Source organism: Acuticoccus sediminis, from assembly GCF_003258595.1.
GTDB lineage: Bacteria > Pseudomonadota > Alphaproteobacteria > Rhizobiales > Amorphaceae > Acuticoccus > Acuticoccus sediminis.
The window spans coordinates 659,176-678,669 of the sequence record NZ_QHHQ01000001.1 but is presented as its reverse complement, the minus strand read 5'-3'; the positions used below and the strand labels follow the sequence as shown (position 1 = coordinate 678,669).

Sequence of the window (19,494 nt, the reverse complement as noted above, 5' to 3'; positions counted from 1 at the left end):
GTCGTTCGAAGCGGACGTTCGGCATTCGCGAAAACGACCCATAGTGAGCTCTCGTGGGTGATCTCTTAAGGTGTTATCGCGCCTCGCGCTGCTTAAGCGCACGCGCCGCGGACCGCGCGTGCAGTCTCGGCGCCCCTATGGAAGAACGAGCAGCGGCCCTGCCGACGTTGCCCTCTCCGGGGTCAAGCCCGTGACGAGATCGATCACGCGGCCGGTTGCCGCCGCCGTGCAGGGCGCGGTGGCAAGGCTGGCCGGACGGCCATCCAGGGTGAAGGCGAGCCCCTTGGCGATCGCAGGCGCGGCGAGTGCGACGGCATGCCCGGCAAGCGTCGCGTCGAGGTGACGATAGACCTTGGCGGCCGGGTTGGGGTTGAGCCGGCGATCGTAGAGCCCGCCGCGTGGGAAGTAGCCACGGTCGTGGTCGATGAACGTGTCGAGGAAGAGCTGCGCCGACGGGACCGCGTGTGCGACCACCATCGCTTCCGCGACGCGTGCGGCGATCGCCGCTTGGTCGTCCGCCGCTTCGGCAGGGTTTTCCGACTGCAGGCGCACGTTCGCCACCAGCGACAAGCCAAGCGCCTCGGCCTTGGCGGCAAGATCGGGGACCGTTTCGGCCAGCGCGACCTCCCAGCCCAGCGTGAAGGCGAGCGAGGCGACGGCGCCGCCGAGCCCTCGCGCGAAGGACGCCACCTCGTCCCATGCCTCGGGCGCGAAGCCGTAGCTGACGTAGTGATGGAAGGTGCTGCCGGCGGCCTTGCGGTCGGCCGAACTCGCGACCCGCGTCAGCGATACCGGCACGGGGAGCCGCCATCCCGGCGCGGCGGTGGCGAAGGCGTCCCGCTCGGCCCAGGGGATCACCACCTCGAAGGTCTCGATCAGCGCCGCGTTGGCCTCCACCGCGGCGAGCTCCGCCGCCCCCGGCAGGCCGAAGTGGAACACCGTGAAGGTGAAGCCGAGGTGAGCGAAGTCGGCCGCGCGGTCGCGGAAGGACGGCAGGGTCAGGTCGCGCAGCGGGATCCTGAGATGACGCGTGCCGAGCTCCATCAGGGCGAGGAGGTGATAGTCGTTGCGCGCCTCCTTGCGAAGGAACTCGTCCATCGAGCCTTGGTAGGGCATCGTCACGACCTCCCGCCAATCGTCCCTGAGGTGGAGGCCGAGCGGGGCGGAGGGGGTCGGCGTCGCCGGCAGCGGCGGCAGGGCCGGGACAGGCGCGCCCTCCTCGTCCTGGTCCCCGAAGGTGCGCACCAGGCGCGGCACGATCCGGTCGGGGTAGACGTCGACAACCACGAAGCCGAGCTTGTCGGCGTCGTCGCGGCCGAACTCGGGGCCCGGGCCGCCACGGAAGAGTTCGGAATAGTCCTGCCGCACGAACGAAAGGGCGGGCAGTACGTAAAGCTCCATCCCCTCGAGCCGATTGTAGAAGAAGTTGTGGACGTGACCGGAGAACACCGCGCTGACTCCGGTGCGCTTCAGGAGATCGACGAGCCAGCTGCGGCCCGGTTCGTCGAGGTTGTCGTAGTTGGACGGCTCGTCTGGGGCGAGGATGAAGGGCGGGTAGTGGATGAACACGAGCGTGCGTCCGTCGAACGGGGCCGAAAGCGTTGCCTCGGCGAAGGCGCGCTGCTCGGCCTCGGCTTCGAGGCCGGTGTTGATGACCGCCGCGTCGAGCAGCACGAAGCGGCAGCCGCCGTGCTCGAACACCTGCCAGTCGGGCCCGAACGCCTCGCGGTATTTGGCGACGTCCTCGGCGGTGGCGGGGGCGGCGGGCATCCCCGGCATCGGCTTGTCGCCGACGTCGTGATTACCGGGGATCAGGTACATCGGCGCCTCGAGCGGCGAGAAGATCCGCTTCGCCTCGGCGACGGCGTCACCGTAGGAGGGCAGCGAGGGCAGCGGGTGGACCATGTCGCCGAGGTGGATGACGAACTCGGGCGCTTGCGCACGCAGGAGCGACACCAGCCGCCGGGCGCGCCCGTTGGCGTAGGTGTTGACGATCCAGGGCGAGGACTGGTCGCTCTCCTTCGGGCGGATGTGGGTGTCGGAGACGATGGCGAAGCGAAACAGCGCGCCGTCCTCAGCGTTCATGGGTCGGTCCTTTCGTAAAGTCGGCGCGGGCGGCCGGAGAGTGTGGGCGGTGGCGCAGGGCGACGTCAGCGCGCGGGGAGCGGCGGCTCGCCGGCCGGCGGGGGGGCGACCGGCGGGGTGAGGCGGCCGCGCACGATGGCGATCACGGCAATGACTGTGAGGGCGTAGAAGACCAGCGCGATCGGGCTTTGAACGAGGATCATTGGATCCCCGTCGGAGATGACGAGGGACCGGCGCAGCCCCTTCTCGAGCATCGGCCCCAGCACGAAGGCGATGAGGAAGGGCACCGTCGGCAGGCCCACCTTCTGCATCAGCAGGCCGCCGACGCCGAACGCCATCATCACCCACACGTCGAACATCGAATTGTTGATGCTGTAGGCGCCGACCACGCACAGGCCGAGGATCGCCGGAAACACGTAACCCGTCGGAACCCGCGTGACGTGCTTGCCGACATGGATGAAGGCGACGCCGACGACGCGCAGCGCCACGTCGCAGAACAGGAGCGCGCAGAACAGGCCGTAAACGATGTCGGCGTGGGTGATGAACAGCATCGGTCCCGGCTGAAGGTTGAAGATCATCAGCGCCCCGAGCATCACTGCCGTCACCACGTCGCCAGGGATGCCGAGGGTGAGAAGCGGCGCGAGGGTGGCGCCGTTGACGCCGTTGTTGCCGGCCTCCGCGGCGGCGATCCCCTCCAGCGAGCCGCGGCCGAACAGGTGCGGCTTCCTCGCGGTGCGCCGGGCCCGGTCGTAGGAGACGAAGGCGGCGGGCGTGGCGCCGAGGCCCGGAATCACCCCCATGACAAGGCCGATGATGCCGCCGCGGACCATGTGGCGGAAGCAGTAGCGGAACTCGGCGAAGGTGAGGCGGTCGCCATCCGGCACGGCGTCCACCTGGGAGATGCGCACCGGACGCGCGGCGCGGCCGGCGCGGTCGATCTGGCGCAGGAACTCCGGGATCGCGAACAGGCCGATGAGGAGCGGCACGAATGCGAGCCCCTTCAGGAGCTCCAGCGAGCCGAAGTCGAACCGGCCGGTGCCCTCGACCGGATCCATGCCGACGGTGGCAAACAAGAAGCCTAGCGCGCCGGAGATCAGCCCCAGCACCAGCGACTTGCCGGCGACGCCGCCGACCACGGTCACCGCGAAGACGATGAGCGCGAAGTATTCCGGTGAGCGGAACATGATCGCCAGCTGGGCGAGCAGCGGGAAGAGGAGGATGACGAGGACGGTGCTCGTGAGGTCGCCCACCATGGAAGCCCAGTTGGCAAGGTGCAACGCCTTACCTGCCTTGCCCTGGCGGGCGAGGGCGTGACCGTCGATCGTGGTGCAGGCGGCGGCCGGGGTCCCGGGTGTGTTGAACAGGATCGCCGAGATCGAGCCGCCGTAGATCGCGCCGACGTAGACGGCGACGAGGAGGGAGAGGCCGGTCAGGGGATCCATGCCGAAAGTGAAGGGCATGACGAGAGCCACCGACAGGGTGATGCTGAGACCCGGCAGCGCGCCGAACAGGCAGCCGACCGCGACCCCGGCGAACACGGCGACGATATTATCTAGCGTAAAGAACAGCGTCGCTCCGCCCGCGAGGCCGGAGGCGATGGCGCCGAAATAGTCCGGCATCGCCACGAAGAACGCGATCACGGTCTGCATGGGACAGTCCTCATGGAGCGGGTTGCGGAAAGGCGCAGGGGGCGGCTCAGCCGAGCGCGGCACCGAGGAGGCCGCGCGGCAGGGGGACGGCGGCGACCCCTTCGAAGAAGCCGGCGACGACGGCAACGAATGCCAGCGCAAACAGCGCCGCCTTCCACCACGCCCCGACGTGCAGCGCGCGCATGTAGGCGACGACCGCGAGGAAGGTCGCCGGCAGCATGCCGACGACCGGGACGAGCGCGGCGTAGACGAACAGCCCTGCGGCGGCGAGGAGGGTGCGCGGGTCGAGCGGAGTGTCCTCGTCCGCGCCCTCATCGCTTGCGGGATTGTCATCGCCAGCAGCCGTGGCGGGTGCCGTGCTCTGGCCGCCGCTGAGGACGAGACCGATCTGAGCAAGGGCGAGGGCGGCGAGGACGGCAGCGATCAGCGTGGGGAAGAAGCGACCTCCGAGACCACGACCGCCGGGATCGGCCGCCGGCACCTCGGCCGGGATCAGCCACAGGACGAGGAGCGCAGCGAAGGCCAGAACGGCGATCGGCAGCGCCAGCCCACGCAGCAGGGCCTTGGCGGGACGCGTGGCAGATGGTGATGCGGGGGACGGAGCGTCGAGTGGCATGGTCGTCTCGGGGGATCCGCAGGGTTGATCGGGTGCGCGTCATCCCGGGCGTCGGGTCGTATTGGACACGGCGCGCCGGAGGTGGGATCGCGGTCGGCGGGTTCGCCGATGATGCCGAAGCCCTGACTGGCTCCGGCACCGCGCGGCGCGTTGGGCGCTACTTGCGCAGGCCGAGGTCCTCGGCCATCGCACGGTAGCGCGAGGCGTCCTTCTCGACGAAGGCGTCGTAGTCGGCCTTGGCGAGGTAGCCCGGCTCGTCACCCAGCTTTCGGATGAGGCCGATCCAGGACGGCGACTCCACCGCCTTGGCGACCGCATCGCCCCAGGCCGTCTCGACCTCCTCGGGCAGCCCCGGGGGACCGGCGACCCCGCGCCAGCCGACGATCGAGACCTCGGGCAGGCCGAGCGAGGTGTAGGTCGGGATGTCCTCGAACCCCTCGACCGGCTCGGGCGTGGTCATCGCGAGGCCCTTGATGGCCCCGTTCTGCAGCGCGGAGGCGAACGAGGCGAGGTTGCCCTGGGCGAAATCCACCTCGCCCTGGAGCATGGCGAGCAGCGCCGCGCCGTCGGAATCGTAGTGCACGGGTGTGGCGGCGTCGCTCGGCAGGCCGAGCTCGCTCATCAGCATGATCGGGCCGAGGTGGGTGACGTTGCCGGGCCCGGCGGTGCCGTACTTGAGGTCGTTGTCGCCCGACGTCAGTGCTGCGGCGAAGTCCTCGTAGGTCTGGTAGGGCGCGTTCGCCGGGACCACGAGGACGTTTGGGTTGATCTGGGTGCGGGCGATGTAGTCGAAGTCGCCAGGCTCGTAGGGGAGATCGCTGGTGAGCGCCGGGCGCAGGGCGTTGGCGCCGATCGCCGTCATCAGCATGGTGTAGCCGTCGGGCGTGGCCTCCTTCACCTGGTTGGCGCCGACCGCGCCACCCGCTCCCGGCACGTTCACTACCACGACCGCCTGGCCGAGGAATTCCGGCAGCACGCCGGCGAGGGCGCGGCCGGCGAGGTCGGTGGCCCCACCGGGTCCGTAGGGGACGATCAGGCGGATAGGCTTATTCGGATAGTCCTGCGCCTCTGCGGGCGCGAGGCTGAGCACTGAGGCCGCGAGACCGAACGCGGCTGCGGCCAGGGCGCTGCGGCGCCGGCGGGGACGGGCGGCCGTATGGTGCATTGTCACGATCATAGGGACGGTCCTTCTCGGAGGGGGCGAGGGGGGCGTCTCGGGCCGGACGCGGATCGGTCGCCCGGGACAGAGCGGGGGAGGTGGCGGGACGCAGCCGGCGGCAGCTCGGGAATGCGGCCGTAGACGAAGCGCTCCAGCGCCAGACGGGCCGCGGCCGAGGCCAGGGGCGTGTCGCTGACGAGTAGGCGGCCGCCCCAGCCGAACGGGTCGCGAGGTGACGGGGCGAGGCCGCGCTCGACGCCCTCGCGATAGCTGGCGGCGCGCGGCACGGGGCCGGACAGGATGATGACTTCGGGCGCGGCGACCGCGCTCGCGGCCTTCAGCGCCTCGCCGAGCGCCTCGCCGGCGGCGCCGAGTGCTTCGCTGGCGTCGGGGTCACCGGTCTCGGCACGCGCGAGGACATCGGCGAGTAGCGGAGCGTAAGCCGGATCGTGGTCGCGCGCCGTGCGGTAGGGTTCGACAAGGCCGAGGCTGCACAGCACAGCGTACCCGGCGGCCAGTGTGGTGAGGCAGCCGCGCCGGCCGCAGTTGCACGGTCTCTCCGCGCCTGCGACGGGCATATGGCCGAAGCCGGATGCGGCCTGGCCGGCACCGCGGATCAGGCGATCATCGACGATGAGGCTGCTGCCGATACCAAGCGCCACGGAAACCAGCATCGCGTGCGCGGTGCCCGCAGCCCGGCCGTAAGCGCATTCGGCAAGGTTGAGGCCGTTCTGCATCGTCTCCAGCACCACCGGCACGTCGAGCACGGCGCGCACCGGGTCGTCGACGGCGACGTCGAACCAGCCGATGTCGGGTGATTTCAGCACCACATTGGGGTCCTGGGTGACGAGGCCGGCAGCGAGGACCCCCGTGCCGACGATACGTTCGCGTGGAACGGCGTTGGCGGCGGCAAGGTCGACCGCAGCGGCGGCGAGCGCCATCAAGGTCTCACGGGCGGACGCACCAGCGAGGCGCGGCACGTCGCACTCTGCGACGGTGCGGCCGACGATATCGGCGATGGCGACGGTCTGGGCGTAGGCGTTCACGACGAGGCCGGCGACGAAGGTCCGATCCGTGCGCAGATGCAGCTCGATGGCGCGCCGACCGGGCTGGCGAGCCTCGACGCGGGTCCGCCCTTCCTCGACCATCCCCTCGTCGATCAGCGCCTGGGTGAGACGCGTCACAGTGGCGGGGTTCAGCCCCGTGGCGGCAGCGATCTGCGACCGCGACAGGGGCCCCTGCGTGAACAGAACCTGCAGCACCGTGGTGGTGGGGGACATGGCACGCATAAGCAAGTCCGGCAGTGCTCCGTTAATTGCTTTTGTAAAGCAATTAAATTTCTGCCGTCAAGTTAGGCGAGCCCATATTTTAGGCGACGGTGCGGTGGCCGACATGAGGGCGGCAGTGCCGCCCACGCCAACGCGTGGAATGATCCCCGTTTCACCGGACAGGCCGGCTATTGAGCCTGAGCTCCGATGAACTCCCGCGCGGAGCGCGTTCTGAGCGATGAATGGGATAGATTTTGTTGTTGTCCTCGGCCCATCCTGGCCTCGTCAGGCAATCCGCGGGCCGATAATCTGTTCGCGCTTGTTGCCCATCTCAAGACGGTGGAGGGCATACCGCTCTCGGTCACATCAAAACCGTCGCGATAGCGGTAGAAGCGTCATGACCTGCTACTGAGTTTTTCCTCCAGGAGCGATTAGAGTCCGACCCGAGGGAAGGACGGACGGATGAAGCGGAAGCGGTTCACGGAAGAGCAGATCATTACGGTTCTGCGCGAGCATGAGGCGGGAGCGAAGACAGGGGATCTCGCCCGCAAGCACGGGGTCTCCGAGGCGACGCTGTATAATTGGAAGTCGAAGTACGGCGGGATGGACGTGTCCGACGCAAAGCGACTGAAGGCGCTAGAGGAGGAGAACACGAAGCTGAAGAAGCTCCTCGCCGAGCAGATGCTCGATGCGGCCGCGCTCCGAGAGCTTCTGTCAAAAAAATGGTAGGGCCCGCCGCCAAGCGCGAAGCCGTCGCTCACCTGCAGGCCGCGATGAACCTGTCGGAGCGTCGGGCCTGCCTCATCGTCGGCGCCGACCGCAAGATGATCCGCTACCGGTCGCGTCGGCCCGACGAAGCCGAGCTCCGCGGCCGGCTACGCGAGATCGCCAACGAGCGGCGTCGCTTCGGCTACCGAAGGCTGTTCATTCTGCTGCGGCGGGAGGGCGAGCCCTCGGGCATCAACCGAATCTACCGCGTCTATCGCGAGGAAGGCCTCACCGTCCGCAAGCGCCGCGCCCGGCGTCGCGCTGTCGGAACAAGGGCGCCGATCCTGGTCGAGGCCAAGCGCAACGCGCGATGGTCGCTCGACTTCGTCCACGACCAGTTTGCCTGCGGCCGGCGCTTCCGCGTGCTCAACATCGTCGACGACGTGACGCGGGAGTGCCTGGCGGCGACCCCGGACACCTCGATCTCCGGCCGGCGCGTCTCGCGCGAGCTCACGGATCTGATCTCCAGCCGCGGCAAGCCTGGCGTCATCGTCTCCGACCACGGCACCGAGTTCACCTCGAACGCCATCCTAGCATGGTCAAAGGATCACAAGGTCGACTGGCACTACATCGCGCCGGGCAAGCCGATGCAGAATGGCTTCATAGAGAGCTTCAACGGCAGGATGCGCGACGAGCTGCTCAACGAGAGCCTGTTCTTCGGCCTCGATCACGCCCGCAATGCCATCTCCGAGTGGGTTAGCGATTACAACACCGAGAGGCCTCACTCCGCCTTGGGCTACGCCACTCCGGCCCAGTTCGCGACCACCATCACCGCAATCGGCACCGACGCTCCGCCGGATGAAAGCTCCGCGGCGGCGCCGATTGCTCACGCCGAGCCAAATGGCGCATCAACAATCGAGGCTCCAGTCGTCGCTGGATGAACGTTCAGTGGCAGGTCAGTCAAGCTCGAGTGTTGTCGGAGTTGCCAACACCGCTCCAAATCTGACCCACCCTCGGAGTGGGTCATTTTGGACCGCAGCTCGGCCTTGAATTCGATGTGGGCGTCGAACGCTTATCGCTCGAGCACACAGAACCGCCGCGGATCAATCGCCGAAAACCTCAGACATTCTGGACAGTTTGATGCTGTTGACTAAGCTCTTGTAGTCAACAGCTTCAGAGAATGAAGCCGTTGGGAGAACGAACTCGCGCATGTCCGGCACCTCCGCGGTCAACAGCTCTCGCGCGGCGGCGCGCGGCTCTTGGTGTTTGTTGACTGGAGTTGCCCCGGTTGGGCGGACAGTTAAGGGCTTACAGATTGTAGCCGCTGCTTTGCGGCACGTTCGTAGTTGACGGGCGACAGGTAGGCGAGCGCGGAGTGGCGGCGGCCGGGGTTGTACCAGCCCTCGATGAACTGGAAGACGGCCATCTTGGCCTCGGCCTTGGTGCGGAACTTGCGCCGGTCGAGGAGCTCGCACTCGAGGGTGGCGAAGAAGCTCTCGCACATCGCGTTGTCGTAGGCGTCGCCGACCGACCCCATGGACGGGCGCACGCCGGCCTCCTTGCATCTGAGGCCGAAGGCCACGGACGTGTATTGGGTGGACTCAATCGGTCGTCGCAACAGTTTCAATATGACCGGCTCGAAGGAGCTGGTCGAGGACCTCAGCGGGTGTTCTCCAGTCGAGGGTTTTGCGGGGCCGACTGTTGAGGGCGCAGGCGACTGCTGCGAGTTCATCTATGCCATGGACACTGAGATCGGTGCCCTTTGGGAAATACTGTCGCAGAAGACCGTTAGTGTTCTCGTTGCTGCCGCGTTGCCAAGGGCTTTGAGGATCGCAGAAGTAAACCTCGAGTCCGACCTCCACGCGTAGCTCCGCATGTTTCGCCATTTCCGCACCCTGATCCCAAGTCAGCGACCGACGCAGCTGCTCGGGCAGCGTGGTCATCGCGCTTGCGATCGCATCGCGTACCGCCTCTGCACCATGGCCGGCGAGAGCGGGTCCGTTCTTTGCTCGCGGCGTGTCCCGGTGCCCGGGAAGAGGCGGCAGGTGCAGCAACATCGTAAAGCGCGTGGTGCGCTCGACGAGCGTGCCGATCGCTGAACGGTTGAGCCCAATGATCAGATCGCCTTCCCAATGGCCCGGAACCGCACGGTCGGCAACTTCGGCCGGGCGCTCGCTGATCCTGATCTCGGGCGTGACGAAGGACTTGCCTCGGCCGCTCACACGCGAGCGCGGCATGCGCAGAGCCCGCCCCGTTCGAAGGCAGGCGGTCAGCTCTCGCTTCAGCGCGCCCCGCCCTTGGATGTAGAGCGACTGATAGATGGCTTCGTGGCTGATGCGCATGCTCTCATCCTGCGGGAAGTCGAGCCTCAGACGGCGCGCGATCTGCTCCGGGCTCCAGGCGCGGGCCCAACGCCGATCCTGCCGCGGCCCGGTCCGGCGACCCTTCCAAGCCACGTTCGGGCCGGCGACCTTCTTACCGTCTGGCGTGGCGATCCGGCCGGCAAGCCGCTCCTGCACATAATCCCTCAGCTTCACGTTCGTGGCTAGCTTCGCCGGCTTGGGACGAAGCGCTGCGCGGTCGGCGTGCCACTGTGCGGTTGTCGCCCGATACTCGAAACCGCCGCTGCGCGTGGCCGAATTACGCCGCAGCTCGCGCGAGAGCGTGGAGGCCGCCCGCCCGAGGCGCCGTGCGATCTCGCGCACGCCGTGCCCCTTTGCGCGCAGCACCGCGATCTCCTCACGCTCAGCGAAGGACAGGTACCGCTCAGACGGCGGTCTTGCCGACGAAGCGAAGTGCGATGGTGGCATGCCGCCGGCCTCCCGGAACCACCTGGCTCCCACCGGAACGGATACGCCTGCATCGGTGGCGGCGTCCTCGCTCGAACGTCCACCTGCGATCGCCGACCAGAACGCCTGCCGATGCTCCCGCCGCGCAACCGGTGGCCGCCCCGGCGAACGAAGAGCCTTCCGTGTCGATCGCTCCGAGCGCCGCCTTCCTGCCATTGCAACCTCGTTCAGCAGAGCGTTGCAACGACCGTTTGAGACCAAGTTGCGACCCCTGGTCGGAGTGATGGATGACGCCGGTGGGCCGCCTCTGCGTCAGCGCCATGTTCAACGCGTCGAGGACGAGCTGGGTCTTCAGGTCGAGCCCCATGGACCAGCCGACGATCCGGCGCGAGAAGGCGTCGAGAACGACGGCGAGATAGAGGAAGCCGGCCCAGGTCGGGACGTAGGTGATGTCGGCCACCCACAGCCGGTCGGGCGCCTCGGCGCGGAAGTTCCGGTCGACGAGGTCCGCGGCTGGCCGCACCCGTTCGTCGCGGAACGTCGTCCGCGTTCCTCTTCGGCGGCTGACGCCGGCAAGGCCCTCCTCCTTCATCAGCCGTGCGATGCGCTTGCGGCCGACACCGACGCCGGCCTCCTTGAGCTCGGCGTGGATGCGCGGGGCGCCATAACTCTCCCTCGACGCCTTGTGGATCGTGCGGATGCGGGCCGCGAGGGCGGCATCGCTGCGCGCCCGCCGGCTGGGCTCTCGATCCCGCCAGGCGTAGAAGCCGGCACGGGACACGCCGAACGCACGGCACATCGTCTGGATCGGGTACACGGCCTGGTTCGCAGTCATGAATCGGAAGACCGAGAGCGCATCGCGCCGCTCTCCTGTGCGAACCAGGCTGCGGCCTTTGAGAGGATATCTCTCTCCTGCCTCAGCTGGCGGTTCTCGCGGCGAAGGCGCCGAAGCTCCTCGCGCTCCTCGCCCGTCAGCCCGTCGCTGCGGCTGCCGCCGTCACGATCGGCCTGACGAACCCAGCCGTGGATCGTGTGGGCACACGGCTCGAACTCGCGCGCCAGATCCTCGACGCTGCGACCGGCACGCGCCAACGCAACCATCTGTTCTCGAAACTCCGGCGGGTAGGGACTTCTCGTTCTCGGCATCGCGGCACTCTCCTCTTAGGGCAAGTGTGTCCACGAAACCGGGGGAACTCCAGACCCTCGCTGGAACCGGGGAGAATCGTTCGAACTCATGTGATGGCGGAGGTAGAGGGTCTGGGGGCCAACGTTCTCCGCTCCGCCTCTCGCTGAAAACGCCAGCGTTTCAGCGCTTTCCGACGGCGCGGCTCACCTCGATAGCGGCGCGGATGGCGGCGCCGAGTTCCTCGTCGGATATCGTTTCGGGAAGCTCGGTGGGCTCCACGCCCCTGATGCCGCCGAAGCCTCCCCGTCCCTCGTATTTCCAGGGCTCGAGGCTGATCGTCCCGTCGCGGAGCGTGAGAGCGACGTTCGCGGCGCCCTTGTAGAGGGTCGCTTCGGTCTTCACCCCGGCGCGCGCGAGAAAGCGTGCCGAAAGCTCCTTGTCCTTCTCGCGAGTGAAATACGCACCGACGCGGTCCCAGTCCGGATGGTCCGGTCCGATGAAGCGGCTTGCAAGAAGCGCTTCGCGCGCGGCAGCGCCGAGTTCTGAATCGCCAAGGTCGGGCGGATAGTCAGCATCGATGCCATCGGGGTCGAGCAGCGATGCGCCATAGACGGCCCAGGAGTGGATCCAGTAGAAAGCCCGGAACGCAACCACGGTCGCTTCTTTCCGCTCCTTCGGGGGCGGTGGATTGAACGGTTTCCTCGTCATTCGATGATCGTCACCTCCAACTCGATCCCGAGGCTTTCGGCATAGGTCCTTGCGCGGTTGATCTCGTCCATCTGCTCTGCCGTCGTCCTGGACGGAATGGCAAGCTCCATGCGCCGGAGCTCGATTTCGCCTTGCCGGATCCGGTAGCCCTTCCGATCATCCCCCTCGAACTCAGCGATCTCGTCGAGGTAGCCCTTGATGCGGCTGAAGATACTACGCGGCCGACGGGTGTAGCCGGGGGCAGCGGTGTTGAGTGTCTTGCCAATGATTGCGACGCGCGAGTTTCGGCTAAAGAAGTCGAACGTCTTTAAGTTCGGCGCGCGCTCCCCGAGCCAGTCGCCGAGAACACCTTGCTCGGCAAGGTGGCGCTCCCATGGATCGCCCTGTGCCTTGATACCCCTTCCCCAGACGATGCCGGGATTGGGGATGCGGTTCCACTCGCCGTCCGGGGACAGCTTGCGCGCGCGGCTCGCGAGTGCGGCGAGATCGTCCGCTGCCGCGTCGTCGGAAAGACCATCGGGCCTGCGCAGCAGCCGCTTGACCAGACCGCGCGCCGCCGCGCCACCCGAGAGGACGGCCGACAGGCCGTAGAGCGCGACGAGGGTCCGCATGCGGGCCCGCTCGCGGTACGCGGCCTCGACATCGGCCTGAGTGGCGAGACCGTTGCGGTGGGCCCCTTCCAGCGCCTCGGGCCGTGCCTCGACCCCGCGCACATATTCGAACAGCGCGCGCGCCAGATCAGGCGCGTCGCCGAGCGAGGCGGCGAGGCCGTCCACCCATGACTGCGCATCGCCGCGGAGCGCATCGCGCCGGGCGCGTTCCCGGTCGTCGAGCCCGAGCGCCTGTTCCTTGACGACGAGATAAGCGAGCTCCGCCGCGGCGCTCCCCGTCTCGGCCAGGGCGCCGATCGCGTCCAGCAGCGCCCACAGGTCATCGAGTGACGGGACGAGATCGGACAGAAAGTCCACGGCGCCGACACGCGCGCCCTCGAGATTGGCATCGAAAATGGCCCGGTCGAAGCCGGCATCGATCGTCGGACGCCACTCCGCTCCGTCGGCGACGAACGGCTCGGCAAAGCAGCGGCAATTCCAGGCTTCGCCGGGATGCCCACCCTCCGGCGGCTCACCCCAGAAGAAGACCTTGTCATCGTGATCGGCGTGGAGATCCCGAACGACGGCGTCGTCGCGACTGCGCCAGATGTATCGGTCGACACCGAGCGCTTGTTGCCGCTCGGCGTTGATGCGACCCGCGAAGCGTCGCGCGTGTACCTCTTCCGTGATCTGAAGTGCGGCGGCAGCGCGAGCGGGATCGTCGGACCACTCCTCGGTTAGGGTCGGCCCTCGGCGGTCCCATTCTGCCATTGTCTCCTGTTGCGCGCCCTTGGCGCTCGGAATGTCGGCGGGGCGCAGCGATATGACTCCGAGCCGCTCAAGCAGCATCGCGCTGTTCGCCTCGATCGCCGCTTGAAGGCGCGCTTCGAAGCTGGCGCGCCGCGCGACGTGCTCGGCCGCAGCGGCAGACTGGCGCTTTGTTTCGAGCCACGATGCCTTGACGAGCGCGAACTCGAAGCGGGTGAACGCCATGTCCGCCCGCAATCTTGCGAGTTCTGCTTCGTCATGCCTCATCGTTCCGCCGCTGCTCCATTCGTCGGAGCAAAGCATGCGGCCAATTCAATGAGCGGGGACAACTTCCGGGCGGCTCACGGCGTCAATGCTGCCAGCGGAGAACATTTCGACCGCAGATCCTCTCGCTTGGGTATGGCGGAGGGAGAGGGTCTGGGAGCGAATATTCTCCACTTCATCCCGCGACAAAAGCGCCAGTGTTTCGGTGCTTTCCGGCGGCGCGGCTGGCCTTGATCGGGGTGCGGAGGGCGATTGCGAGATCACCGAGGTGCGTCCGAGGGTCTCGGCACGGTCCACCACACAGGTGCGCAGGAGCCAACGGCCCTCACATTCGACAACGAGATTCTCGGTGAGGATCGGCAGCCCCTCGCGAAGAGCCGCGTCGATCTCTTAGGCATCAACGTCTTGAATGTCTTCCGCCATCTCGACGCCGGGCTGTGCCAGTTGGGGCGGCACCAGGTCCCCAGTGCGGACCGCAGGCATCTTTCTTGCTACAAACACTAACCGAGGACAAAGGCCGAAACGCACGTGTCCGCTTCATACACGCGCGTCCTTCACATCAGTCGCGCAGGACGCAGGCGTCGCCACGTCGCTCAAATCCGCGATCGCAGGTCCAACGGTTGCCGTTGTGGTCGAGATGCGCGTTCTCCGGCAGAACGATGGCGCTGCACGAGTCGGTCGTCTCGCTGTAGCCGCGCTCACACATCCAGCCCCGTCCGTACGAGCGATCGGAGAGATATGCGTTCTCGGGCACCCGAACCGCGACGCATGCGCCGTCGACCTCCCGATAACCGCGGTCGCATTCCCAGCCTCTGCCATAGTCGGTGTTCGTGGGGTACCCGAACTCCGGCACTGCGATCGCGACACACGCGCTGGACTCCTTGCGAAATCCGCGCTCGCAGTCCCATCCACCATCGTAGGTGTTGGTCGTAAGGTACCCGTTCTCCGGGATCGCAATCGGCAGGCAATTGCCCTCTCGACGGGCGAACCCGCGATCGCACTCCCACCGATCGCCGCGTTCGGTCAGATAGGCGTTGTCCGGTAGATTTACTGCAACGCACTCATCGCCGCCATTCGACGGAAGGTAGCCGTGTTTGCACGCCCGCCCCTCACCATACGCCAGGCCCGTTGCAAAGGCGTTTTCGGGGAGAACGATCGGGGCGCACGCACCACCTTGGGGATCGGCCCGGTATCCGGCATCGCACGGCGCGCCGGTTCCATCCGAATGCGTGACCGACCTTCGCTGACTGCCGTCCTGCGCCCAAGCGTCGGAGGCGATGGCGACGGCAAAACACGCAAGCGAAACTGCGACTGCGGTCGGCCAGGCGAAACCCCACCTCAGTCTGAACAGGCTTGTCATGAGAATCCCTTACGTTTTCGTGCGTCGGAACGCTTGCGTGACAGGGACCGCCGGCCAGATGACGTCGCCAAATCTTACGGCTTCGCCGGGCCCTGGCGGATGGATCGCAGCGACACCAAGCGCCGATGGCCTTCGTCCCACAGCATCAGGCGGACACATTTCAGGCTGTCCGCGAATGTCAGGCGGTTGATCTCGCGAAGCTCGGGAAAGTCACGCAGTACCTCAGGCAGTCGATAGTGCGGGATCCGGCTCGACAGGTGGTGGACGTGATGGATTCCGATATTCGCCGTGACCCATCGCAGGACTGTGGGCAGATCGTAGTGCGAGCTTCCCCCCAGTGCAGCCGTCGGATGCGTCCAGCGGTCCGACGTGTCCCATTGGGTCTCTTCGAACTGATGCTGGACGTAGAACAGCCAGACACCGGCCGCGGAGGCGAGGAGGACGATCGGCAGGTGGATCATCAGGAACGGCACGATGCCGATGGCCCACGCCATCCCGCCGACCGCACCGGCGATGGCGAGGTTGGTGCCCATCGTGCTCACCCAGTGAATGCGGCCGGCGCGCATGAAGCCGATCGGCAGCCGATGATGCAGCAAGAAGACGAAGAACGGCCCGCCGCCGAACAGAATGAGCGGATGCCGATAAAGGCGGTACCGGAGCCTGCCCCACCGGCCCAGTGCAAGATATTCGTGCACGGTCAGCGTCTCGACGTCACCGATGCCGCGGCGATCGAGGTTGCCGGAACCGGCGTGATGGAGCGCGTGCGTGCGGCGCCAGTGGTCGTATGGTGTCGGCGTCACCACACCGAGCACCCGGCCGAGCCAGTTGTTGACAGATTGCCGGTTGAACACGGCGCCATGGCCGCAGTCATGCTGGATGAGGAAGATGCGCACGAGGAAGCCGGCCGCCGGCACAGCCAGCACTAGCGTCAGGGCGTAGCCGACGGCGCTCAGAGCCAGCCACATGGCGAACCATAGCCCGACGAACGGCGCGACCGAGATTGCGACCTCGAAGAGGCTTCGGCCCACGTCGGGCGCGGCATAGGCTTTCAGCGCCCGGCTGAGCGCGCGCGGATCCCGTGCCTCCGAACGATCGAGTGCGGGAGGCCGGCGCGGGGCTACCATCGCCGGTGCCGCCTGCCATCCTGGCTCGGCCGGGGAGCCGCCGGCGCCGATCGTTCTGTCGTTCACAGGTCCGGTTCCGCAGCGTTCAGCTGCTCGTTCGCGCGATGGCGCATCAACTTCACCGCAGAAACGTCGAAGCGCTTGTTGCCGACCGACATGACGAGGTCGTCAGGCCGCAGAGAGGAGTAATTCGCGCCCGCGACTTCGATCGCTTCGACGGCGGTCACGAAGCGGTGGTGGTGAAGCCCGCCGCACTTGGAATTCATACGCCGGGCGACGAAGAGTTCTGCCGGCAATTGATGGTCGGCCCCGCTCATGGTCTCCATGGCGTCGGTGGGGCGAGAGCCGGTCATGCCTTGCTGCCCCCGCGCGGTGTCTTGCCCTTGCCGATCATGTTGGTCGCGGTGGGGACGGAGGTCATGGAGTCACGGAGGTACTTCGGGCCGGCAGCCTTCTTCGCCTTCTTGGCGGCTGGGTCTGCGGTCTTCGGCATCGATTCTGCTCGTTTCTGGTTTTTCGCCACACGAATTCCTTTGCGTAGGCATGCGAAGAACGCAGCCCGTCAGGCGCGACCGAAGGCTGCCGTTCCGAACGATGAAGATTAAACGAAGAAGATCGGCAAGCCAGATCGGCTCCTACCTAGTTCTATAGCCAGGGCGAAAAGGACAAAGCGCAATGACCAATCTTTGGATCGGGATTACCTCCCGTTCTCGCAGGCCAAATTCGACCGCCCACCGATGTGGTGGCGGCGGCTCTATGGCAGAAAATCTTTTGCTTGCAATTGCATAGCGGGAGGTACATCTGCGTTTGGCTAAGTTACAATAATCGAACACTGTCTCCAAGCGGCTTCAGTTCGCGATTTTTGCTCAGACTGCAGCCAGGCTGCCGCATCCGGCGGGCAGCATCTTTCTATGGAGAAACACGATGACCAATGGCACCGTGAAGTGGTTCAACTCTCAAAAGGGCTTCGGCTTCATCCAGCCGGAGACGGGTTCGCGGGATGTCTTCCTTCACATCTCCGCCGTCGAGCGCGGCGGCGTCGGTGAAGGCCAGAAGGTGACCTTCGATGTCGAACGCGGTCGCGACGGCCGCGAGTCGGCCGCGAACCTCCAGCTCGTCGACTGAGCGAGCACCAACTGACGACGCGAAAGGAGAGTCCCAGGGCTCTCCTTTTTCACATGACCCGATAGATGCCGGCGATGCACTTCCGTCGCCTGGACGCGCGACGGGAACGTTCACGAACACCCCGAGGAGACGCTGGTCGCTCGGCTGGAAGAAGCCGTTAAGCGGAACAGCGTGTGCGGGCGAACACGCCGCCGCGAGGCAAATGCGATTGCGGCTCGCGAGCGTGTTGCTCGTCCGGTCAACCTCGATCCAGCCGGCACCCCGGGACGACAATATCCGCCCAAGCGTGCGTCGCGCCACCCGTGACCGTCGCGACGAGCACGCGAGCGGATTGTCGGAGCTGGAGACGCGGAGCCTGCTGTGGACCCGCCCTATCGCGCCCGCTCTCACCTTCGTGCCGACGAGCGAACTCGTGCCTATGGCTTGACCACCGGTAGGGGTTGGCTGTCCCAACTTTGCGCGCCTCGCACTGCTCTTGCCGACCTTCCATTCGCCATCCATAAACCATCCATATGGATGGCGAGAGGCGACCTTTGGTCGAGCGCGGATGGAGACGGAAAAGATCACGATCAACCTCGGGCCGGTCGACCTTGGCCGGATCGATCTGCTCGTCCAGGAAGGGTTCTACCAGAACCGGACCGATTTCATTCGCACAGCGATCCGCAACCAGATCACGGGGCACGCTGGTGAGGTCTCGAGAGCGATCGATCGCCACATGCTCGATCTCGGCCTGCGCGACGTCACGAGGCGAGAACTGGAAGCGGCGCTGGCGGCAGGCGAACGGCTTCACATCAAGGTCGTCGGGCTGATGCGGATCGCAGCCGACGTCACGCCGGATCTCGCCGCGGCCACAATCGCTTCGATCACCGTTCTCGGGACGCTCCACGCGAGCCGGGACGTGAAGGCGGCGATCGCCGACCGCATTGCCTGACGGGACACTCGTACTGCCGGCCATCGTCGGCGAAGGACCTCCATGAACAAACACCTGGCCTCGGCCATGCGTCAGGCGACTGCCGCCGTGCGCGACGGACAGCCTCAACAGGCGACGGCGATCATCCGTTCCGCCCTCAACCTCGGCGGCACAAGTGCGTTCACGCCCGACGCAGAGGCGGCACCAGTGCCGCCCGGCATCGTCGCGCCGCGTCACACGCAGCTTGCGACGGCGCGGGTCCCGCGCGGCGAGCCCCAGTCATCCGGGCGGCCGACCTACCCGCTCGGCAAGGTCGTCGAGATGCTCAAGGCGCGACGTGCCCGAAGCCCTGCCCCCCACGCCCCCGCTGCGCCACGGACATCCCCCGCCGACGCGCGGTTCATCTCGCGCACGTTCCAAGGGCGCGCGGGGAGCCGTGACTACCGCCTCTACGTCCCCGCAACGACGTCGGGCGTGCCAAACGGCCTCGTCGTCATGCTGCACGGCTGCAACCAGGATCCGGACGACTTTGCCGCCGGAACGGATATGAACCGCCTTGCGGCGGCACATGGGCTCCTCGTCGCGTACCCGGGCCAGTCGCGGCGGGCCAATATGTCCGGGTGCTGGAACTGGTTCGACCCGAACCATCAACGCCGCGGCGGTGGCGAGCCCGCCATTCTCGCGGATCTCACGACGGCGCTGCGGGACGAGTTCGGCATCCCTTCCGGACGGGTCTTCGTCGCCGGGCTGTCAGCCGGCGGTGCGATGGCGGCGGTGGTGGCGGCGACCTATCCGGAGATTTACGATGCGATCGGGATCCACTCCGGGCTCGGCTACGGTGCCGCATCCGACGTGATGTCGGCGTTCTCGGCAATGAATGGCAGCGGCGGCCCGCTCCGAGCCGGGCCGGCGACGGACGCGCAGCCGCGGCTGATCATCGTCCACGGCACTGCCGACACGACCGTGGTCCCCAGCAACGCCGCGTCGATCTTCGACGCGATGGAGGACCTGTTGCCCGTGGGTCGACGCAGCGTCGAGCGGATCGCTGGCTCGCCGAACGGGCGACCGGAGACCGTGCATCGGCTCGAGCGGGACGGCGTCGTCGTCGCCGAGATGCGAATTGTGGAGGGGATGGGTCACGCGTGGGCGGGGGGATCGGAGGCCGGTTCCTACACCGACCCGGTCGGCCCCGATGCTTCGGCCGCAATGATCCGCTTCTTCCTCGCCGCGGACGGACCGACTTAG

The 19,494-nt window shown here is 66.9% G+C and carries 17 protein-coding genes and 2 pseudogenes; 4 read left to right on the top strand and 15 right to left on the bottom strand.

What is annotated here, in order from left to right; genetic code table 11:
* Positions 1 to 135 precede the first annotated feature (135 nt).
* The 5 genes from DLJ53_RS02985 to DLJ53_RS02965 all read right to left on the bottom strand — a co-directional run bounded on the left by DLJ53_RS02985 (position 136) and on the right by DLJ53_RS02965 (position 6,798).
* Positions 136 to 2,085 carry a metallophosphoesterase family protein gene (locus tag DLJ53_RS02985; protein WP_111342210.1) on the bottom strand — a complete coding sequence of 650 codons (1,950 nt, stop codon included), beginning with the start codon at positions 2,083 to 2,085 and terminating at the stop codon, positions 136 to 138.
* 65 nt (positions 2,086 to 2,150) lie between these two features.
* On the bottom strand, positions 2,151 to 3,734 hold the full coding sequence (locus DLJ53_RS02980) for a tripartite tricarboxylate transporter permease (RefSeq protein WP_202912970.1): 1,584 nt from the start codon (positions 3,732 to 3,734) through the stop codon (positions 2,151 to 2,153).
* Positions 3,735 to 3,780: 46 nt separating this feature from the next.
* Positions 3,781 to 4,350 carry a tripartite tricarboxylate transporter TctB family protein gene (locus DLJ53_RS02975; RefSeq protein WP_111342208.1) on the bottom strand — a complete coding sequence of 190 codons (570 nt, stop codon included), beginning with the start codon at positions 4,348 to 4,350 and terminating at the stop codon, positions 3,781 to 3,783.
* A gap of 157 nt (positions 4,351 to 4,507) precedes the next feature.
* Positions 4,508 to 5,527, bottom strand: a complete 1,020-nt coding sequence (locus DLJ53_RS02970; RefSeq protein ID WP_111342206.1) for a Bug family tripartite tricarboxylate transporter substrate binding protein — start codon at positions 5,525 to 5,527, stop codon at positions 4,508 to 4,510.
* Positions 5,524 to 6,798 carry an ROK family transcriptional regulator gene (locus DLJ53_RS02965; RefSeq protein WP_111342205.1) on the bottom strand — a complete coding sequence of 425 codons (1,275 nt, stop codon included), beginning with the start codon at positions 6,796 to 6,798 and terminating at the stop codon, positions 5,524 to 5,526. Before DLJ53_RS02965 ends, DLJ53_RS02970 begins: the two co-directional genes overlap by 4 nt.
* A 441-nt stretch (positions 6,799 to 7,239) precedes the next feature.
* On the opposite strand from DLJ53_RS02965, the gene DLJ53_RS02960 reads away from it, so the two are divergent.
* A protein-coding gene (locus DLJ53_RS02960; RefSeq protein WP_111342203.1) for an IS3 family transposase occupies positions 7,240 to 8,426 on the top strand; the annotation gives its coding sequence in 2 pieces (ribosomal slippage) (positions 7,240 to 7,492 and positions 7,492 to 8,426; 1,188 coding nt in all).
* A gap of 359 nt (positions 8,427 to 8,785) precedes the next feature.
* Here DLJ53_RS02960 and DLJ53_RS02955 read toward each other — a convergent pair.
* The 10 genes and pseudogenes from DLJ53_RS02955 to DLJ53_RS35060 all read right to left on the bottom strand — a co-directional run.
* Positions 8,786 to 9,088 (bottom strand): annotated as a pseudogene (locus DLJ53_RS02955) (transposase); the annotation flags it as partial.
* Positions 9,087 to 10,490: an IS30 family transposase gene (locus DLJ53_RS02950; RefSeq protein WP_111342201.1), complete on the bottom strand. Its 1,404-nt coding sequence runs from the start codon at positions 10,488 to 10,490 to the stop codon at positions 9,087 to 9,089. The pseudogene DLJ53_RS02955 and the gene DLJ53_RS02950, both read right to left, overlap by 2 nt.
* Before the next feature lie 64 nt (positions 10,491 to 10,554).
* Positions 10,555 to 11,109 (bottom strand): annotated as a pseudogene (locus tag DLJ53_RS36605) (IS3 family transposase); the annotation flags it as partial.
* On the bottom strand, positions 11,106 to 11,420 hold the full coding sequence (locus DLJ53_RS36600) for a transposase (protein WP_111342198.1): 315 nt from the start codon (positions 11,418 to 11,420) through the stop codon (positions 11,106 to 11,108). The pseudogene DLJ53_RS36605 and the gene DLJ53_RS36600, both read right to left, overlap by 4 nt.
* A 160-nt stretch (positions 11,421 to 11,580) precedes the next feature.
* Complete coding sequence (locus DLJ53_RS02935) at positions 11,581 to 12,108, bottom strand: contact-dependent growth inhibition system immunity protein (RefSeq protein WP_111342196.1); 528 nt, start codon at positions 12,106 to 12,108, stop codon at positions 11,581 to 11,583.
* Complete coding sequence (locus DLJ53_RS02930) at positions 12,105 to 13,769, bottom strand: endonuclease toxin domain-containing protein (protein WP_111342194.1); 1,665 nt, start codon at positions 13,767 to 13,769, stop codon at positions 12,105 to 12,107. The genes DLJ53_RS02935 and DLJ53_RS02930 overlap by 4 nt, the downstream gene beginning before the upstream one ends.
* Positions 13,770 to 14,289: 520 nt before the next feature.
* Positions 14,290 to 15,090: a hypothetical protein gene (locus tag DLJ53_RS34620; RefSeq protein ID WP_146619868.1), complete on the bottom strand. Its 801-nt coding sequence runs from the start codon at positions 15,088 to 15,090 to the stop codon at positions 14,290 to 14,292.
* A gap of 74 nt (positions 15,091 to 15,164) precedes the next feature.
* Positions 15,165 to 16,214, bottom strand: a complete 1,050-nt coding sequence (locus DLJ53_RS02915; RefSeq protein WP_111344007.1) for a fatty acid desaturase — start codon at positions 16,212 to 16,214, stop codon at positions 15,165 to 15,167.
* Positions 16,215 to 16,276: 62 nt separating this feature from the next.
* Positions 16,277 to 16,567, bottom strand: coding sequence for a hypothetical protein (locus tag DLJ53_RS02910; protein WP_146619867.1), 291 nt, complete (start codon positions 16,565 to 16,567; stop codon positions 16,277 to 16,279).
* Positions 16,564 to 16,707 carry a hypothetical protein gene (locus tag DLJ53_RS35060; protein ID WP_162408803.1) on the bottom strand — a complete coding sequence of 48 codons (144 nt, stop codon included), beginning with the start codon at positions 16,705 to 16,707 and terminating at the stop codon, positions 16,564 to 16,566. Before DLJ53_RS35060 ends, DLJ53_RS02910 begins: the two co-directional genes overlap by 4 nt.
* Before the next feature lie 431 nt (positions 16,708 to 17,138).
* On the opposite strand from DLJ53_RS35060, the gene DLJ53_RS02905 reads away from it, so the two are divergent.
* From DLJ53_RS02905 to DLJ53_RS02890, 3 genes are all read left to right on the top strand, one after another.
* A complete protein-coding gene (locus DLJ53_RS02905) occupies positions 17,139 to 17,339 on the top strand; it encodes a cold-shock protein (protein WP_111342186.1) in 201 nt (66 codons plus the stop codon).
* Positions 17,340 to 17,886: 547 nt separating this feature from the next.
* Positions 17,887 to 18,270: a CopG family transcriptional regulator gene (locus DLJ53_RS02895; RefSeq protein WP_111342182.1), complete on the top strand. Its 384-nt coding sequence runs from the start codon at positions 17,887 to 17,889 to the stop codon at positions 18,268 to 18,270.
* Between the two features lie 186 nt (positions 18,271 to 18,456).
* Positions 18,457 to 19,494: an extracellular catalytic domain type 1 short-chain-length polyhydroxyalkanoate depolymerase gene (locus DLJ53_RS02890; RefSeq protein ID WP_202912969.1), complete on the top strand. Its 1,038-nt coding sequence runs from the start codon at positions 18,457 to 18,459 to the stop codon at positions 19,492 to 19,494.

Excerpts from the sequence above, each read along its gene's own strand:
- DLJ53_RS02985 (WP_111342210.1), bottom strand. The coding sequence starts at position 2,085 with ATGAACGCTGAGGACGGCGCGCTGTTTCGCTTCGCCATCGTCTCCGAC.
- DLJ53_RS02980 (WP_202912970.1), bottom strand. The coding sequence starts at position 3,734 with ATGCAGACCGTGATCGCGTTCTTCGTGGCGATGCCGGACTATTTCGGC.
- DLJ53_RS02975 (WP_111342208.1), bottom strand. The coding sequence starts at position 4,350 with ATGCCACTCGACGCTCCGTCCCCCGCATCACCATCTGCCACGCGTCCC.
- DLJ53_RS02970 (WP_111342206.1), bottom strand. The coding sequence starts at position 5,527 with ATGATCGTGACAATGCACCATACGGCCGCCCGTCCCCGCCGGCGCCGC.
- DLJ53_RS02965 (WP_111342205.1), bottom strand. The coding sequence starts at position 6,798 with ATGCGTGCCATGTCCCCCACCACCACGGTGCTGCAGGTTCTGTTCACG.
- DLJ53_RS02950 (WP_111342201.1), bottom strand. The coding sequence starts at position 10,490 with ATGGCAGGAAGGCGGCGCTCGGAGCGATCGACACGGAAGGCTCTTCGT.
- DLJ53_RS36600 (WP_111342198.1), bottom strand. The coding sequence starts at position 11,420 with ATGCCGAGAACGAGAAGTCCCTACCCGCCGGAGTTTCGAGAACAGATG.
- DLJ53_RS02935 (WP_111342196.1), bottom strand. The coding sequence starts at position 12,108 with ATGACGAGGAAACCGTTCAATCCACCGCCCCCGAAGGAGCGGAAAGAA.
- DLJ53_RS02930 (WP_111342194.1), bottom strand. The coding sequence starts at position 13,769 with ATGCTTTGCTCCGACGAATGGAGCAGCGGCGGAACGATGAGGCATGAC.
- DLJ53_RS34620 (WP_146619868.1), bottom strand. The coding sequence starts at position 15,090 with ATGACAAGCCTGTTCAGACTGAGGTGGGGTTTCGCCTGGCCGACCGCA.
- DLJ53_RS02915 (WP_111344007.1), bottom strand. The coding sequence starts at position 16,214 with ATGGTAGCCCCGCGCCGGCCTCCCGCACTCGATCGTTCGGAGGCACGG.
- DLJ53_RS02910 (WP_146619867.1), bottom strand. The coding sequence starts at position 16,567 with ATGACCGGCTCTCGCCCCACCGACGCCATGGAGACCATGAGCGGGGCC.
- DLJ53_RS35060 (WP_162408803.1), bottom strand. The coding sequence starts at position 16,707 with ATGCCGAAGACCGCAGACCCAGCCGCCAAGAAGGCGAAGAAGGCTGCC.
- DLJ53_RS02905 (WP_111342186.1), top strand. The coding sequence starts at position 17,139 with ATGACCAATGGCACCGTGAAGTGGTTCAACTCTCAAAAGGGCTTCGGC.
- DLJ53_RS02895 (WP_111342182.1), top strand. The coding sequence starts at position 17,887 with ATGGAGACGGAAAAGATCACGATCAACCTCGGGCCGGTCGACCTTGGC.